The organism is Pseudoxanthomonas sp. z9 (assembly GCF_006542425.1).
In the GTDB taxonomy this organism is placed as follows: Bacteria; Pseudomonadota; Gammaproteobacteria; order Xanthomonadales; family Xanthomonadaceae; genus Pseudoxanthomonas_A.
The window spans coordinates 202,668-221,231 of sequence record NZ_VFID01000002.1; the positions used below are offsets into that span (position 1 = coordinate 202,668).

General features: G+C 66.9%; 10 protein-coding genes. All 10 read left to right on the plus strand.

Annotation, left to right across the window (positions count from 1 at the left end):
• Positions 1-313 precede the first annotated feature (313 nt).
• The 10 genes from FG323_RS01940 to FG323_RS01985 all read left to right on the plus strand — a co-directional run bounded on the left by FG323_RS01940 (position 314) and on the right by FG323_RS01985 (position 18,309).
• Positions 314-3,277, plus strand: coding sequence for a TonB-dependent receptor (locus tag FG323_RS01940; protein WP_141452746.1), 2,964 nt, complete (start codon positions 314-316; stop codon positions 3,275-3,277).
• A 289-nt stretch (positions 3,278-3,566) separates the two neighbouring features.
• Positions 3,567-5,942: a GH92 family glycosyl hydrolase gene (locus FG323_RS01945; protein ID WP_255469986.1), complete on the plus strand. Its 2,376-nt coding sequence runs from the start codon at positions 3,567-3,569 to the stop codon at positions 5,940-5,942.
• Between the two features lie 116 nt (positions 5,943-6,058).
• The gene (locus tag FG323_RS01950) at positions 6,059-7,135 is read left to right on the plus strand and encodes a LacI family DNA-binding transcriptional regulator (RefSeq protein ID WP_141452748.1); all 1,077 of its coding nucleotides are present in this window, start codon (positions 6,059-6,061) and stop codon (positions 7,133-7,135) included.
• Positions 7,136-7,183: 48 nt separating this feature from the next.
• On the plus strand, positions 7,184-8,491 hold the full coding sequence (fucP, locus tag FG323_RS01955; protein WP_141452749.1) for an L-fucose:H+ symporter permease: 1,308 nt from the start codon (positions 7,184-7,186) through the stop codon (positions 8,489-8,491).
• A 7-nt stretch (positions 8,492-8,498) separates the two neighbouring features.
• Positions 8,499-9,500, plus strand: a complete 1,002-nt coding sequence (locus tag FG323_RS01960) for a carbohydrate kinase (RefSeq protein ID WP_141452750.1) — start codon at positions 8,499-8,501, stop codon at positions 9,498-9,500.
• Positions 9,487-10,686, plus strand: a complete 1,200-nt coding sequence (locus tag FG323_RS01965; protein ID WP_141452751.1) for an AGE family epimerase/isomerase — start codon at positions 9,487-9,489, stop codon at positions 10,684-10,686. Before FG323_RS01960 ends, FG323_RS01965 begins: the two co-directional genes overlap by 14 nt.
• Positions 10,687-10,754: 68 nt before the next feature.
• Entirely contained in the window at positions 10,755-13,016 is a 2,262-nt protein-coding gene (locus tag FG323_RS01970; protein WP_141452752.1) for a family 20 glycosylhydrolase, read from the plus strand.
• A gap of 152 nt (positions 13,017-13,168) precedes the next feature.
• Positions 13,169-15,841: a glycoside hydrolase family 2 protein gene (locus tag FG323_RS01975; RefSeq protein WP_255469972.1), complete on the plus strand. Its 2,673-nt coding sequence runs from the start codon at positions 13,169-13,171 to the stop codon at positions 15,839-15,841.
• Positions 15,842-15,866: 25 nt separating this feature from the next.
• The gene (locus tag FG323_RS01980; protein ID WP_249887903.1) at positions 15,867-17,360 is read left to right on the plus strand and encodes a glycoside hydrolase family 47 protein; all 1,494 of its coding nucleotides are present in this window, start codon (positions 15,867-15,869) and stop codon (positions 17,358-17,360) included.
• Between the two features lie 238 nt (positions 17,361-17,598).
• On the plus strand, positions 17,599-18,309 hold the full coding sequence (locus FG323_RS01985) for a response regulator transcription factor (protein ID WP_141452753.1): 711 nt from the start codon (positions 17,599-17,601) through the stop codon (positions 18,307-18,309).
• Positions 18,310-18,564 lie beyond the last annotated feature (255 nt).

The window sequence follows — 18,564 nt, forward strand, 5'->3', positions numbered from 1 at the left end:
CGGGTGAGCGGCGGGGTGGGTTTGCGCACTTTGTTCATCCGCTTGTCATGGATGCATGGCAGGGGCGTGAAACCATCGCCCTCAAGCCATTGATTCGAAACATTTATCTCGATTCAAAAAGCCAGTCCGCCTGATTTGCTGCGTTGCGGAATGCCATCTCGCATTTACGCATGCTTAATTTAGATCGATCCAGAGAGAGGTGCCTGAGTCGTTGGAACGATTCAAGTACAGGGTTAGATCGAGAGAAATCTTCTGGACGCCGCCGTACCGCAAGTCAAAAACCACACCACAATCACCCCGAGTACTTCGCAAAATGGCTCAGTCCCACCGCTATCGTCGCAATGTCCTAAGCAGCGCGTTGCTGCTGGCGATGCTCCCCACGCTGTCCGTGGCCGCCCAGGAGGCCGCTTCTTCCGAACCCACCAAGGAGCTCGACACCGTCACCGTCACCGGCTCGCGCATCAAGCGCGCCCAGGTGGAAGGCCCGGCGCCGGTCAACGTGATCACCGCCGACCAGATCAAGAAGGAAGGCTTCGTCACCGTCTATGACGTGTTGACCACCCTGACCGAAGCCACCGGCACGGTCGAGGCGGACTCCCAGTGGGGTTCGCATACTCCCAATGCCAGCGGCCTGAACCTGCGCGGCATGGGCCCCAACCGCACGTTGCTGCTGGTCAACGGCCGCCGCGTCGCCGATTACCCGCTGCCGTACGGTGGCGAAACCAATTTCTCCAACTACAGCAACATTCCCGCCGCCGCGGTCGAGCGCGTGGAAGTGCTGACCGGCGGCGCGTCGGCGATCTACGGTTCCGACGCCATCGCCGGCGTGGTCAACGTCATCCTGAAGACGAATTACGACGGCGACGAGTTCCGCATCCGTGGCGGTTCCTCGACCGAAGGTGGCCGCGACACCTGGGATCTTTCCTGGGCCGGTGGCAAGACCGGCCAGCAGTGGAGCGTGACCTACGCGCTGCAGTACAACAAGCGAGATCCGCTGTTCGGACGGGACCGTCCGGCCATGGACGATTCCGATGATGCCCCCTATTCGTCCTGGAACACCGAACAGCGCAAGGTCGGTTTCCGGCCGACGGTCGGCCTGGCGCTGATCGATGCCGGCAGCGGCATGCGCCTGGCGCCGCCGACCGGCACCTGCGAAAAGTTCGGCGGCGAGTACTACACGGCGGATCGCCTGACCTACAACTACGCAACCGACACCATCAACAACACCGGTCGCCTGTGCGGCATGAGCGCCGACTACGCCAACTGGCTGCTGACCGGTGGCGCCGAGAATCTTTCGGGCAATCTCTACGGCACCTGGGATTTCGCGAATGGCATGCAGGCCTGGTCGAACATCGCGGTCTACCATTCCGAAGCACTGTGGAGTACTTCGCCTCCCAGCGTCTATCTGGTCGATGACGCCAATGGCTATTTCATCGATCAGCAGAGCGGAAGCCCGTTGATCGGTTCCCGCCAGCTGACCGCCAACGAAGTCGGTGGCATGGACAAGCTCCGCAACACCAATCGCGAGCTGTCCTGGGACTGGAGCGCGGGTCTGCGCGGCAGCTTCGCCGATCGCTTCGATTGGAATGCCTCGGTCGGCCGTTCCTACTACCGCGTGGAAGAGCGCCAGAACGTGGTGGACGAGCAGAAGTCGTACGACTATTTCCTCGGTCCGCGCCTGGGCACCACCGCCGACGGTGAAGCCATCTACGATCTCAACGAAGAGCGCTGGTGGAACCCGATCACGCCCGCGGCCTACGGCCAGTTCGGCACCGTGGCGGTCAACAAGGCGGCGTCCTGGGTCAACCAGGCGTCCTTTGATGTCACCGGCGACCTGTTCGAGGGCTGGGCAGGCCCGATCGCGTTCGCGGCGGTCGTCGAAGCGGCCCAGCAGGGTTACAAGCTGAACCCGGATGCCCGCGCCGGCATCGATTTCGACCTGCAGAACGTGGATCGCGGTGGGGGCGAGCGCACCCGCTACTCCGCGGGCGTGGAGTTCCAGGTGCCGCTGCTGACGTCGTTGACCGCCACCGCGGCGGCGCGCTACGACCGCTATGGCTCCTACAAGGCATTCAATTCCGCCGACACCCTGGACATCGGTTCGCAGAAGGAAACCACCTGGAATTTCGGCCTGGAATGGCGTCCGCTGGACAACCTGCTGGTTCGCGGCTCTTACGCCACCAGCTTCCACGCGCCCGACATGCACTACCTGCTGGGCCAGCCCAGCACCGCGGCGGAGACCAGCACCGACCAGTTGCGCTGCATCCAGAGCGGCGCCTACCTGGTGAACAATTGCGGCGTCGGCAACACGGACGTGTGGTACCAGTTCGACGTGAACCGTCGAGGCACGCCGCTGCTGAAGTCGGAAACCGGTGATTCCTGGACCGTCGGTTTCGTCTGGGACGTGATGCAGAACCTGTCGTTCACCGCCGACTACTGGGCGATCAGCCTGGACGACATGATCGTCGACGTCGGCAGCGAGGAGATCCTGACCAGCGAAGCGGGCTGCCTGACCGGCAAGAAGATCAACAACACGACGTGGACCAACCCCGCGGGCGAGGCCTACTGCGCCGGCATCCTTGCGCGCGTCAATCGCGATAGCGAAGGTCGCCTGGTTTCGATCGAGCGTGGCCCGTTCAATCTCGCCAATCGCGAGGTCAAGGGTATCGACGTGAGCGGCCGCTACCGGCTGGACACCGACAACTGGGGCGACTTCCAGTTCGGTTTCAACTACACCAACCAGTTGTCGACCAAGGAGCAGAAGTACGACAACGATCCGAATCCGGAGCGCCGCGACCGCGATCTGCGCAGCAAGCTGCGTGCGAGCGTGGCGTGGCAGCGCGGCAACTGGAACGCGAACGTGTATGCCGACCGCGTCGGTTCGGTGCCGGGCGTGCGCTACCACTGGAACGCCGCGGACACCAGCACGACGGGCGGCTGCCTGCCGTTCGCCGATGGTTATGTCCCCAGCGACAGCCCGGGTCTGAACTGCCACGAGCCGGCCACGCTGCCGAACGGCCAGCCGAACCCGAACCCGAATGCGGGCCAGTCCACCAAGCGCTACTTCGGACGCGTCGGACCGTTCATCACCTGGAACTTCAACGTCGGCTATCGCATCAGCGAGCACGCCAAGCTGAATTTCTACGTGAACAACGCGTTCAACGCGGCCAGCTGGAACCACAAGGATCCGTACAAGCTCGACTACGACTTCGCCCCGACCCGCCTGTTGAGCGCGGTGGGTCGCGAGGTCGCGATGGAATACGTGTTCACGTTCTAAGCAGGACCCGGAGTCTCCTCCGTCCTCCGGGGCGGCCCGGGCAGGATGGTCCCGCTACGGCCGGGCCATCCTGCCCGCTCCGGCAAGTCGCAGTACGCGTCATACAATCCGGCGGCATCCTTCCCGAGGGGATGCCGTCCGGGCTCCAGGAAGCTTCAACCCGCGGTCGCCAGATCGCACGCATACAAGGTAATCAGACCGCATGACACCGACGTCCCGAGTACCGGTTTCCACGCGCGCCCGTCCCGCCGCACTGGCCCTGGCCGGCCTGCTGGCGCTGGCCACACCGATGATCCACGCCGCTCCGGCGGTGGATCCGGTGCGCGAGGTGAACACCTTCATCGGCAGCAAGGACGACGGCAATACCTTCCCGGGCGCTTCGGCGCCATTCGGCCTGATCCAGGTCAGCCCCATCGGTGAGCACTATACGGGCTGGCGTTACGACGATCCCAAGATCCGCGGCTTCGGCCATTCGTTCCTGTCCGGCGCCGGTTGCTGGGAGCAGGGCGGCCAGGTCTCGGTCCTGCCGGTCACCGGCACGATCGGACCGGGCGGCGATTTCGACACCCAGGATCCCAAGCGTTTCAACCACAAGACCTATGCCTCCCGCTACAGCCACGACGGCGAGGTGGGGCAGGCGGGCTACTACAAGGTGCGCCTGCTCGATTACGGCGGCATCGACGCCGAGGCGACCGCGCTGACCCGCGCGGCGGCCGAGCGCTATACCTTCTCCGCCGGCGCCAACGAAGGCCACGTGCTGGTCAACGTGGCGCAGGCCAACGAACGCCATTCGGTGATCGGCAGCACCGTCGACGTGGTCGGCGATCGCGTGGTGGAAGGCAAGCTGGTCACCCGCAGCTTCTGCGGTGGCCACCAGTACACCACCTGGTTCCGCATCGAGTTCGATCGCCCGTTCAAGGCGTTCGGTACCTGGGGCGAGACCGGCGGCCTGCCGGGCGCGCGCCACAGCATGGAAGGCGAGGCCAAGCTCAACGGTGCCTGGCTGAGCTTCGACACGAGCAAGGGCAAGGCGGTCACCGCGATCAGCGCGATCTCCCACGTCGATGCCGAAGGCGCGCGCAACAACCTGCGCAGCGACGGCATGCGCGGCGGCAAGCTGCTCGGCTTCGAGCAGATGCGCAAGCAGGCCGAGGACACCTGGCGCAAGGAACTGGCCAGCATCCGCGTGCAGGGCGGCAACCAGGACGATCGCACGGTGTTCTACACCGCGCTGTACCACGCGCTGCTGCAGCCGCTGACCGGCAGCGACGCCGACGGCCGCTATCGCGGCTACGACGAACAGATCCACCGCGCCGACGGCTGGACCTACTACGAGTACTTCTCGCTGTGGGACACCTACCGTTCGCAGAACCAGCTGCTGGCGATGCTTCGCCCCGAGCGCACCCGCGACATCGGCCGCTCGCTGCTGGCAATCCACGAGCAGGGCGGCTGGCTGCCGCGCTGGGGCTACGCCAACTTCGAGACCAACGTGATGACCGGTGATCCGGTCACCCCGTTCATGGTCGACCTGTGGCGTTTCGGCGCGCTCAAGGGCGTGGAGAAGCAGGCCTATGCGGCGTTGCGCCAGAACGCCTTCGAGATGCCGCCGACCAACTCGCGCCATGCCGGCCGTTCCGGCAACGCCAGCTATCTGGCCAATGGTTTCGTGCAGTACGACCGCGCCTGGCCGTCCAAGGGCATGGACGTGGATCCGCACCACGGCGGTTCGGCCACGCTGGAATACGCGCTGGCCGACTGCTCGCTGGCGCAGATGGCCGACGGCCTGGGCCTGGGCGAGGACGTGGCGGTGCTGCGCGAGCGCGGCCGCAACTGGCGCAAGGTGTGGGACGCCGACGTTCGTGACGAGGAAACCGGCTTCACCGGCTTCCCGCGCGCGCGCATGGAGGACGGCGGCTGGTACGTACCGGCCGATGGTCACTACAGCCCGCGCTCGCACCACGGTTTCCATGAAGGCACCGCCTGGCAGTACCAGTGGCTGGTCCAGCAGGACGTGCCCGGGCTGGTCGAGGCGATGCATGGCGCCGAAGAGGCCGGCAAGCGCCTGGACACCTTCTTCGCCTACGACGCGCTGCTGAAGGATCCGCTGCATGCGGCCCGCAAGGAGTGGGTGGTCGGCCCGTACAGCTACTACAACCAGTACCGCTACAACCCCAACAACGAGCCGGATCTGCACGCGCCGTGGATGTACACGCTGATCGGCCAGCCGTGGAAGACCACCACCGTGCTGCGCGCGGCCCAGCAGCTGTTCACCAACGCGCCCAACGGCGTCACCGGCAACGATGATCTCGGCACGATGTCGGCTTGGTACCTGTTCAGCGCGATGGGCCTGTATCCGGCCGTGCCCGGCACCGGCCAGTTCCTGCTGCATGCGCCGCGCTTCAGCCGGGTCGAGATGGACCTGGGCCAGGGCCGCACCCTGCGCATCGACGCGCCGGGCGCCGACGGCCGCACGCTGCAGTATGTGGATGGCGTGCGCGTGGACGGGCAGGCGCATGCACCGGTCTGGCTGGACTGGAATCGCCTGCAGCAGGGCGGCCGCATCGAGTACGCGCTGACCGCCACGCCGCCGACCACCGGCTGGGGCACCCGCGCGGCCGATCTGCCGGCATCGTTCTGCGCCGCTCCGTCCGCGGGCGGCCAGTGAGTTACCGCCATGTCCGCCGCCGCTCCGGCTCTCTCTCCCACCGGTCCGGCGGCCGGCATGGCATTTTCCCCCGCGCGATCGTTTAGGCTTGCGGCTTCCCGGGACGTTACGAACAGATGAAAGACAAAGCCACCGCGACAGGGAAGGGTGCCCGCGCAGGCGCGGGCCGCAAGGCCGGCAAGCGGGCGGTCACGGTCACCGACATCGCCAATGCCATCGGGGTTTCGCGCGCGACCGTTTCACTGGTGCTGCGCGGCAGTCCGCTGGTGCACGCCGACACCCGTGCGCGGGTGGAAGCCGAACTGCGCCGCCAGCGGTATGTCTACAACCGCGGCGCCGCCAACCTGCGCCGGCAGACGTCCTCCAGCGTGGCGCTGGTGATCAACGATCTGTCCAACCCGTTCTTCGCCGAATTCGCGGCGGGCGTGGACGAGGCGCTGGGCGCGCGGGGTTACGTGACCCTGCTCGGCAGCACCGCCGAATCGCCCGAACGCCAGCAGGCGGTGCTGTCCACGCTGATGGAACACATGCCGGCCGGATTGATCCTCTCGCCCGCCGAGGGCAGCGACAGCGCGCAGTTGCGGCAGGTGCTGGGCGCGCACGGCAACGTGCTGCTGTTCAACCGTGAGCTGGATGGCGCCGACTGGGATTTCCTGGCGCTGGACAACCAGCGTGGCGCCTACATGGCGACGCAGCACCTGATCAATCTGGGCCATCGCCGCATCGCCTTCTTCGGCGGCCACGCGGATTCGTCGTCCTGCCGGCAGCGCCGCGCGGGCTACGCGCAGGCGATGCAGGAAGCCGGCCTGGCAGTCGAGGACGGCCGGATGATCGAGTCGGCGCCCAATCGCCTGGAAGCGGCATCCCGTACCGGCGAACTGTTCGCCAGCGAACCGGCCCCGACCGCGGCGGTCTGCTACAACGACACGGTCGCGCTCGGCCTGATGCTGGGACTGGCGTCGCGCGGGATCCATCCGGGCCGCGATTTCGCGGTCACCGGATTCGACGATATTTCCGAGGCCGCGGTGACATCGCCGCCGCTGACCACGCTGGCGGTGAACCCGCGCGAGCGTGGCCGGCAGGCCGCCGAACTGCTGCTGCGCCGCCTGGGCGAACCCGAGGCGCCGCCGCAGCGCACCACCGCATCGGTGGAACTGCGCATCCGCGAAAGCAGCGGGGCGCCGCGCCCATGATGTTCTTCCGTTCCTTCGTACCCACCGAACCCTGAGGCGAGCCCCCACATGGCCTTTGCTCCGACACCCCAGCCCCGGACCTCCGCCGCCGCTCCGGCGGTCAACACCCGCGTGGCCCTGGCCGTGGTCACCACGATCTTCTTCATGTGGGGCTTCCTGACCTGCCTCAACGACATCCTCATCCCGCACCTGAAGGCGGTGTTCGAGCTGAACTATGCGCGCGCGATGCTCGTGCAGTTCACCTTCTTCGGCGCCTACTTCCTGATGTCGCTGCCGGCCGGCCGGCTGGTCGCGCACCTGGGCTACAAGAAAGGCATCGTGGCGGGCCTGGTGATCGCCGGCATCGGCGCGCTGGGCTTCTGGCCGGCGGCCGAACTGCGCATCTATGAAGCCTTCCTCGGCGCGCTGTTCGTGCTGGCCACCGGCATCACCGTATTGCAGGTGGCGGCCAATCCCTATGTCGCGCTGCTGGGACCGGAGCAGACCAGTTCCAGCCGGTTGACCTTGGCGCAGGCGCTCAATTCGCTGGGTACGGCCATTGCGCCGATCTTCGGCGGCCTGTTGATCCTGGGCAACACGGTCAAGAGCGCCGATCAGATCGCGGCGATGCCGGAAGCCGAACAACTGGCCTATCGCGTCCAGGAAGCGCAGGCGGTGCAGGGCCCGTACGTGGGCCTGGGCATCGCGCTGTTCCTGCTGGCGGTGTTCGTGTTCCTGTTCCGCCTGCCGGCACTGACCGAATCCACCGAGCAGGCGGATCCGGTCAAGCACACGCTGGGCGAGGCGCTGCGCCATCGCCACGTGCTGTACGGCGTGCTGGGCATCTTCTTCTATGTCGGCGCCGAAGTGGCGATCGGCAGCTTCCTGGTCAACTACCTGTCGATGCCGAACATCGGCGGCTTCACCGAGCAGGAAGCCACCCACTACGTCGCCGCCTACTGGACGATGGCGATGATCGGCCGTTTCGTCGGCTCGGCGATCATGGTCAAGTTCTCGCCGCGCAAGCTGCTGGCGATCTTCGCCGCGGTGAATGTCGCGCTGCTGGCGATCACCATGCTGGCCGAGGGCCCGGTTGCCGTGTACAGCGTGGTGGCCACGGGCCTGTTCAACTCGATCATGTTCCCGACCATCTTCGCGCTGGGCATCGAGCGCCTGGGACCGCTGACCGGCAAGGCGTCCAGCCTGCTGATCATGGCAATCGTCGGCGGCGCGATCATTCCGTACCTGCAGGGCGTGCTGGCGGACAACATTGGCCTGCATCACGCCTTCATCCTGCCGCTGCTCTGCTACGGCTACATCATTTTCTATGGCCTCTCGGGTTCGCGCCCGGACGCCTCGGCGGCCAAGGGAGCGTAAGGCCCAAATGTCGAAGATCGTTTGTTTCGGCGAGGTTTTGATCGATCTACTCGCCCAGCCCCCGGCCACGCCGGATACCCCGCGCGCCTTCCTGCAGTACGCCGGCGGCGCACCCGCCAACGTGGCGGTGGCCGCGGCCCGGCTGGGCGCGGACACCCATTTCGCCGGCATGCTGGGCGAGGACATGTTCGGTGACTTCCTGCGCGAGAGCCTGGAATCGGCCGGCGTCGCCACCGACTGCATCGTGCGTACCGGCGAGGCCAAGACCGCACTGGCCTTTGTCGCCCTGGACGCGACCGGCGAGCGCAGTTTCAGCTTCTACCGGCCGCCGGCGGCGGATCTGCTGTTCCGCACCGAGCATTTCCAGCCGAGTTGCTTCCACGGCACCGGCAGCTTCCATGTCTGCTCCAACAGCCTGACCGAGCCGACGATTGCCGAGACGACGTTCAATGGCATGCTGCGCGCGCGCGCGGCCGGCGCGGTGGTCAGCCTGGATTTGAACCTGCGCCCGGCGCTGTGGCCGGCCGGCGTGGATCCGGCGCCGCGGCTTTGGGAAGCGCTGGGCAATGCGGACCTGGTGAAGCTGTCGCAGGAAGAACTCGATTATCTGGCGCGTCCGTTCGGCGGTGGCGCGGAAGGCGAAACCCGGGTGCGTGAGCGCCTGTTCGAAGGCCACGCCCAGTTGCTGATCATCACCGACGGCGCCGCGCCGATCCGCTGGTTCACCCGCCAGGCCGATGGACGCGTGAGCAGTTTCCGGGTCGAGACGCGCGACACCACGGCCGCGGGCGACGCCTTCGTCGGCGGCCTGCTGTTCCGGCTGGGCGAGCGGGGCGGGGATGGCGCGGGTTTCGCCTCGTTCTGCCACGACCGCGCGGCCATCGAGGACACCCTCCGCTTCGGCGCCGCCGTCGGCGCGCTGGCGGTGACCCGCAAGGGCGCCTTCGCCGCCATGCCGACCCTGGCCGAAGTCCAACAACTGCTGCAGGACCAACATGAGCACGCCTGATATTGCGCCGGATTTCCGGTCGCCCGCGTTCCTGCGCGAACACATCGCGCAGACCATGGCCTTCTACCATCCGCGCGCCATCGATCCGGCCGGCGGCTTCTTCCATTATTTCCGCGACGACGGCAGCGTCTACGACGCCGGCCATCGCCACCTGGTCAGCAGCACGCGTTTTGTCTTCAACTACGCGATGGCGTTCCGCGAGTTCGGCAACGCCGAGTACCTGGACGCGGTGAAGCACGGCCTGCGCTACCTGCGCGACGTGCACCGCAATCCGGCCACCGGTGGCTATGCGTGGACGCTGCGCGACGGCGTGGTCGAGGACGACATGAACCACTGCTACGGCGTGGCCTTCGTCCTGCTGGCCTATTCCTGCGGCGTCAAGGCCGGCGTGGAAGAGGCGCGCGGCTGGATGGACGAAACCTGGAACCTGCTGGAGCAGCGGTTCTGGGAACCGGAATTCGGCCTGTACAAGGACGAGGCCGACGGGCAGTGGAATTTCACCGGCTACCGCGGCCAGAACGCCAACATGCACATGTGCGAGGCGATGCTGGCGGCGTTCGAGGCCACCGGCGAGCGCCGCTATGTCGAGCGCGCCCTGCAACTGGCCGATCACATGACCCGCCGCCAGGCCGCCAAGGCCGACGGACTGGTGTGGGAACACTACGACACCCGGTGGAACATCGACTGGGACTACAACCGCGACAATCCCAAGCACCTGTTCCGCCCGTGGGGATTCCAGCCCGGCCACCAGACCGAGTGGGCCAAGCTGCTGATGATCCTGGATCGCCATGTCGACGCCGACTGGCTGGTGCCGACCGCGCGCCACCTGTTCGATGTCGCGGTGGCGCGTTCCTGGGACGAGACGCGTGGCGGTCTGTACTACGGCTTCGCCCCGGACGGCGCGGTGTGCGACGACGACAAGTATTTCTGGGTGCAGGCCGAATCGCTGGCCGCCGCCGCGCTGCTGGCGCAGGGCACCGGCGATGCATCCTACTGGCAGTGGTATGACCGCCTGTGGGACTACGCCTGGAAACATTTCGTCGATCACCGCTACGGCGCGTGGTACCGCATCCTGGATGCGGACAACCGCAAGTACAGCGACGAGAAGAGTCCGGCCGGCAAGACGGACTACCACACCATGGGCGCATGCCATGAGGTACTGAACGTGGTGCGCCCGCGCGGCTGAGCCGGGCCACCACACCGAGCGAGGAGGGAAGGGCTTTGCACGGAATACACGCGTCAAGTTTTGGATCGATGCAACGTTGGCTGGCGGCAGGACTGATCCTGCTGGCATCGGGATTCGCGCACGCACAGGCATCCGCACAGGCATCGGCGCCTTCGCTGGTGCCGTTGCCGGCATCGGTCAAACCGGAAACCGGAACCTTCGTGCTGTCGCCTGCCACGCGGCTGTGCGCGGAAGGCAAGGACGCGCAGGCGAATGCCGATCTGTTCAATGCCTGGCTGCGCGAGCGGCAAGGCTGGGCGCTGCGCGATTGCGGCAAGGCATCGGCGAAAACCGCCGACGTGATCCGGTTGGCGCCCGCCGGCAAGGACATCGCCGCCGAGGCCTACCAACTGCATGTGCAGCCGCAGGGCGTCAGCCTGCGCGGCGACGCCGCCGGCCAGTTCTATGGTGTGCAGACGCTGATGCAACTGCTGCCCATCGACCGCGCCCAGCGGCTGGAGCTGCCGGCGCAGCGTATCGATGACGCGCCGCGCTTCGCCTATCGCGGCATGCACCTGGACGTGGGCCGCCACCTGTTCCCGGTTGATTTCATCAAGCGGCTGCTGGACCGGATGGCGCACTACAAGCTCAACCGCTTCCACTGGCATCTCACCGACGACCAGGGCTGGCGCATCGAGATCAAGCGCTATCCGCGCCTGACCGAAGTGGGCGGGCAGCGCAAGGAAACCGATGGCGACGGCAAACCCTACGGCGGCTTCTACACCCAGGACGAGGTGCGCGACGTGGTCGCCTACGCGGCGTCGCTGCACATCACGGTGATCCCGGAAATCGAGATGCCGGGCCATGCGCTGGCCGCCTTGGCCGCCTATCCGGAACTGGGCTGCACGCCGGGACCGTTCGAGACCGGCACCACCTGGGGCGTGTTCGACGACATTTTCTGCCCGACCGAGCCGACCTTCACCTTCCTGGAGAATGTGCTGGACGAGGTCATCCCGCTGTTCCCGGCGCCATATGTGCACATCGGCGGCGACGAAGCGCCGAAGACGCGCTGGCAGCAGAGCGCGGCGGCGCAGGAGGTCATCCGCCGCGAGGGCCTGAAGGACGAACACGAACTGCAGAGCTGGTTCATCCGCCGGATGGAGCGCTTCCTGCACTCGCGCGGCAAGCGCCTGATCGGCTGGGATGAAATCCTCGAAGGCGGCCTTGCCCCGGATGCGACGGTGATGTCGTGGCGTGGCGAGGCCGGCGGGATCGCCGCCGCGCGCCACGGCAATGACGTGATCATGTCGCCGACGCGCTGCTGCTACCTCGACTATGGCCAGGGTCCGAAGGACACCGAGCTCTGGCAGAAGGGCGGCGAGCTGCCGATCGAGACCGTCTACGCCTACGATCCGGTGCCGGTGGAACTGGAGGCCGACAAGCGCCACCACATCCTCGGCGTGCAGGCGAACGTGTGGACCGAGCGCATGCCGCGCGAGGAGGTGGTCGAATACATGGTGTTCCCGCGCCTGTTGGCGCTGGCCGAGATCGCATGGACGCCGCAGGCGCAGCGCGATTTCGACGCCTTCGATCGACGCCTGTCCGGCCAGTATCCGCGCCTGGCACAGGCCGGCTTCCGTTACCGCATCCCGGCGCCGTGGGGCCTGCGCGACGGCCTGGCCGTGGAGCAGGACCAGTACACGCTGGATCTGCGGCCGCGCGTGCCTGGCAGCCGCATCCACTACACCCTGGACGGCAGCGTTCCGATCACCGCCTCGCCGAAAGCGACCGGGCCGGTCAGCGTCATCGTGCCGGCCGACGGCGCGGTCACGGTGCGCACGCTGACCATCACCGCCGATGGACGCGAGAGCGGCATCCACCGCGCGACCCTGCGCAATCGCCGCTACAAGCCGGCACAGCCGGAACCGAAGGACGCGCGTGCTTCCGGCGTGTCCTACCGCTACTACGAAGGCACCTTCGACCGCTTCGCCGAGATGGAAGCGGCCAAGCCGGTGCGCAGTGGCAGCGCGCAGGCGTTCGACTGGCGCGGCTACGGCCGCCACGAGCATTTCGGGCTGGTGTTCGAGGGCTGGCTGCACGTGCCCGAGGACGGCCTGTACCGTTTCCGCGCGCAGGCCGACGACGCGTCCGCGCTGACCATCGACGGCGAGGCGGTGGTGCGCAACGAGACCTACGATCAGCCGGTGGAAGGCAGCGTGCCGCTGCGCCAGGGCTGGCATCGGCTGCGGCTGGATTTCTACCAGCGCTCGGGCGATATCGGCCTCGGGCTGAGCTGGGCGAAGGGCGACGCGTCGCTGCAACCGCTGGACGCGACGCAGCTGCGGCATTGAAGCAGGAGGTCCGGCCGGATCCGGGATGCCGGGTCGCGGACGGACACACGGGTTTCCGCGACGCGCGTGCGTGGCGGGAACGGCGCAGGATCAGGCCACGCGGGTGCCGTCACGGCACCGAGCCGTGTCGGCCGACGAGGAGGAGCGAGTTCATGAGAGTCCAACCCATTGCCGCCACGGTTCCCGCCTGGATGCGCGCGATGCTCTGCATCGCGTGGCTGTTGCTGGCCACCACCGCGATCGCGCAGCCGGCCGCGCAGTCGCATGCGGTCAGCGCCGACTGGCGCTTCCGCCTGCTGCCCGGCGACGCCCAGCTTGCGGCGCACCCGCAAGCCGCCGGATGGGCGAAGGCCGCGGTGCCGGGCACGGTCCATACCGATCTGTTCGCCAACGGAGTGATTCCGGATCCCTACGTCGGCGCGCCGGAAGCCGGCCTGCAATGGATCGGCCTGGCCGATTGGGAATACCTGGGCCGCTTCGACGTCGATGCCGCCACGCTGGCGCGTCCGCACGCGGAACTGGTGTTCGAGGGGCTGGATACCTTCGCCGAGGTCGAACTCAACGGCCAGCCGCTGCTGAAGGCGGACAACAGCCACCGCACCTGGCGCGTGCGCGTGGACGGGCGGCTGAAGACCAGCGGCAATGAACTGCGGGTGGTGTTGCGTTCGCCGATCCGCACGCTGCTGCCGAAAGTGCAGGCGATGCCGCACAAGATCGCCGGCAACTATCCTTCGCCCTATGGCGACGAGCCGAAGGACGCGATGGTCGGCAATTTCGTGCGCAAACCCGGCTACCACTTCGGCTGGGACTGGGGCCCGCGCTACGTGACCGCCGGCATCTGGCGGCCGATCCGGCTGGAGAGCTGGACCGACCTGCGCATCACCGATCTGGCCGTGCGCACCGATGCGCTGGACGAGCGCCAGGCGCGCCTGGCGGTGCTGGTGGAAGTGGACGCCGCGCGCGCCACCTCCGCCGAAGTGGAAGTCGAAGTGCTGGACCCGGACGGCCGCCGCGTCGACGTCCTGCGCCGCAAGGCCGCGCTGACCGCCGGTGTCCAGCCGGTGACGGTGGAAATGACCCTGCCCAAGCCGCGTCGCTGGTGGCCGGTAGGCTACGGCGAACAGGCACGCTACATGTTCCGCGCCACGGTCAAGGCCAAGGGCGGGCAGGCGGGCAGCGAGCGCCGCACCGGCCTGCGCACGGTCGAACTCAAGCGCGATGTCGACGCGGACGGGCAGGGCCAGGGCTTCGCCTTCGTGATCAACGGCGTGCCGGTGTTCGCCAAGGGTGCGAACGTCATCCCGTTCGACGCGTTTCCGCCGCGCGCCGACGAGAAGCGCGTGCGCGCGGCGTTGACCGCCGCCCGCGACGCCAACATGAACATGCTGCGCAACTGGGGCGGCGGCTATTACGAAGACGATGTGTTCTTCGAGATCGCCGACGAACTCGGCCTGCTGGTCTGGCAGGACTTCATGTTCGGCGGCGGCATGCAGCCGGGCTACGACCCGGCGTTCCGCGCCAACGTGGTCGCCGAGGCGCGCGACAACATCCGCCGCCTGCGCCACCACCCCAGCATCGTGCTGTGGTGCGGCAACAACGAGGAAGAGACCGCGTGGAAGGACTGGGGCCACCGCAAGCAGCTGGTCGCGGCGGATCCGGTGTTCGCCGACCAGGTCTGGCAGGGTTATGTGGCGCTGTTCGGACAGGACCTGCGCCAGGTGGTGGGCGAGCAGGGACTGGGCGTGCCGTACTGGTCCAGTTCGCCCAGCAACGACCTGGACGAGAAGGCCAACGATTCGCGCAAGGGCGACAAGCATTACTGGGACGTCTGGGCCGGTTCCAAGCCGGTGCAGGCCTACCTGGACGAAACCCCGCGCTTCATGTCCGAGTTCGGCCTGCAGGCGTGGCCGGACCTGCGCACCATCGCCAGCTTCGCCAAGCCGGAAGAGCAGGCGGTCGACAGCCCGGTGATCAAGGCGCACCAGAAGTTCCTGGCCGGCGAGGGCAACACCCGGCTGTCGCTGTACATCGAGCGCGAGTACGGCAAGCCGCGCGATTTCCCCGGTTTCGTCTACCTGAGCCGGGTGATGCAGGCCGATGGCATCGAGCTGGCCGCGCTGCATCACCGCGCCTCGCGGCCGTACACGATGGGTTCGCTGTACTGGCAGCTCAACGATGTCTGGCCAGGCGCCTCGTGGTCGAGCGTGGACTTCTACGGACGCTGGAAGCCGTTGAACTTCCACGCGCGCCGTTTCTTCGCACCGCTGGCGGTCGCTGCATTGCGCAAGGAGGGCGTGACCCGGTTGTCGCTGCTGTCCGACCTGACCACGCCGACGGAGGCCGAATGGCGCCTGCGGGTGATGGATTTCGACGGCCGCGTGCTGAAGGAACGTCGCCAGCCGGCCACGATCGCGGCGCTGTCGGCCACGCCGGCCGGCGAGTTCGGCGACGCTGAACTGCTGGGCGGCGCGGATCCCGCGCGCACGTTCGCGGTGTTCGATCTGGTTCGCGGTGGCGAGACGGTTTCGCGCGGTCTGGTCTACTTCACCGCGCCGAAGGACCTGCGCCTGCCGGCGCCGCGGATCGACACCGAGCTGGCCGCCGACGGTGACGGCTATCGGCTGACCCTGCGCTCGCCGGTGTTCGTGCGCGCGTTGTGGCTTGACTTCGGCGATCTGGACGCGACGCTGTCCGACAACGCGCTGGACCTGCTGCCCGGCGAAGCCGTCAATCTGCGCGTGTCTTCGAAAACCGATGCCGCGACGCTGCGCAAGGCACTTACCCTGCAATCCCTCGCCGACGCGATGTCCGCGTCGGCGCCCTGATCGTTTTCCGCAAAGAGGAACTCCCATGCACGACGTATCCAACCCGACGAATTCCCCCCGTCGCGCCCTGCGTGGCCAGCGCCTGGCCGGCGCGGTAGTGATGGCATTGACCCTGGTGGCCGGTACCGCCTGCAGCCAGAAGCCGGCAGCCGAAACGGCCGCACCCGTGACCACCGAAACGCCGGCACCGGCCGCCAAGACCGCCAACGCGGACGTGCCGGCGGTGGACGAAGCCGAGGCCGCGCGTCTGGCCGAACAGGTCAAGGCCGAGGCCCGTCATGCGTGGCAGGGTTACATGCAATTCGCGAAGGGCCATGACGATCTCAAGCCGATCAGCGGCCAGCCGCGCGACTGGTACGAGAAGTCGCTGCTGATGTCACCGGTGGATGCGCTGGATACGCTGATCCTGCTGGGCCTGGACAAGGAAGCGACCGAAGCGCGCGAACTCATCGCCACCCAGCTCTCGTTCGATCACGACATGTACGTGCAGAACTTCGAGATCACCATCCGCCTGCTGGGTGGGTTGATCTCCGGCTACCAGCTCAGCGGTGACGAGCGCCTGCTCAAGCTGGCCGAGGATCTGGGCAAGCGCCTGCTGCCGGTGTTCGAGAGCAAGACCGGCCTGCCGTACACCCACGTCAACCTGCGCACCGGCAAGGTCCGCGGCACGGTCAGCAATCCGGCCGAGACCGGCACCCTGCTGATCGAGTTCGGCGCGCTGAGCAAGCTGACCGGAAATCCGATCTATTACGACAAGGCCAAGCGGGCGCTGACCGAGACCTTCAACCGCCGCTCGAAGATTGGCCTGGTGGGTCTGAACATCAACGTCGAGACTGGCGAATGGACCAATCCGACCAGCCACATCGCCGGCGGCATCGATTCGTACTACGAGTACCTGTTCAAGTGCTGGAAGCTGTTCGGCGATGCCGACTGCAAGCGCATGTGGGATGAGAGCATCGGCCCGATCAATCAGTACCTGGCCGACGAAGTGCGCGAGGGTGAGCTGTGGTACGGCTACGCCGACATGAATACCGGCAAGCGCACCCAGACCACCTATGGCGCGCTGGACGCGTTCATGCCGGGCCTGCTCGCGTTCGGCGGCGACCTGGAGCGCGCCAAGCGCCTGCAGGAATCCGGCCTGAAGATGTGGCGCCTGCACGGCATCGAGCCGGAGGCGATCGACTACGCGAAGATGGAAGTGACCTCGCCGGGCTATCCGTTGCGTCCGGAGATCGTCGAGTCGGCGTACTACCTGCATCACTACACCGGCGATGCGCGCTATCGCGGCATGGGCAAGGAGTTCTTCGAGGACTTCGTCCGCCACACCCGCACCGAGCACGGCTTCGCCGCGCTGAAGGATGTGCGCAGCAAGGAGAAGAACGACTCGATGGAAAGCTTCCTGTTCGCCGAGACCTTCAAGTACTACTACCTGCTGTTCACGCCCAAGACCGTGCTGGACTTCGACGCGGTGGTGTTCAATACCGAGGCCCATCCGATCCGGAAAACCTGGAAGGACTGAGTCCGGATTTCATCGCCGCGGCACCCGAATGCCCGTCCCCAGGACGGGCATTTGCTTGTCCACGGGGTCGCAACCGGACGCGACATGGGGCCAGTTCCGGAGAGGATGGGAGAGCAGAAGAGAGCCTTGGAAAATCACGCGTGGTGGGAGCACGATCGGTAACCGTTATCACGGCGGATCCGATATGCTGAAAGCGTAATGCGAATCACAACACTAAGCATCCAGCCCGCTTGACTCCATGCCCGAAGCCCCCCTGACGTCCGCCCGCATCGCGGTGACGGAAGACGACGACGAACTTCGCGAACTGCTCGTGTCGGAACTGGCCGAGCGCGGTTTCCAGGCCGTGGGCTTCGCCAGTGCCGAAGCGCTTTACCGGCACCTGGCCGTGCAGTCCTGCGACATCGTGCTGCTGGATATCGGTCTTCCCGGCGAGGATGGCTATGCGGTTGCCCGCCACCTGCACCAGATCGCCTCGGTCGGCATCGTGATGCTGACCGCGCGCGGGAAAAGCGACGACATGGCGCGCGGGCTCAGCACCGGCGCGGATCTGTACCTGGTCAAGCCCGTGGACATGGATGTGCTGGCCGCGGGCATCGCCAGCCTGCGGCGCCGCCTGTCCAGTAGCGAACGGATCACGGCGGCGGAACCCACGCCGCGCTGGGCGCTGGTCGCCGGTGGCTGGAAGCTGCGCACGCCCGACGGCGTGGAGTTGAGCCTGGGTGAAGCGGAACGGGTGTTCCTGCGCATGTTGCTCGAACAGCCCGGCGAACCGGTGGATCGCGAACGCCTGATCGCCGGCATGACCGAATCGCCCGCCGATTTCGATCCACATCGGCTAGAAGTACTGCTGCATCGCCTGCGCCAGCGCGTGCGGGCCGCGAGCGGGCACGCGCTGCCGCTGCGCGCGGTGCGGGGCATCGGCTATCTGTGGTTGCACGAAGGCGGTTGAGCGGACCGTGGTCCGTGGCGTGCCCGGGCACCGCACGAGAGCGTTCGAGAACAATTGAAAGTGTGAGTGAAGTTCCGTTATTGAGGTGATAAGAATCACAAAATAAGATTCCCCTGCCGTTGCAGCGCACAAAACCTGCGCTTGGCGGCCGCGTCGTTTCCGGCGCGAGAGCAACCGTCTTTCGGGAAGTCCGGTTCCGTCGCGGCGACTGCCGCCAGGACCGTCCTTCGCGCCGGCGGCTACCAGGACCGCCCA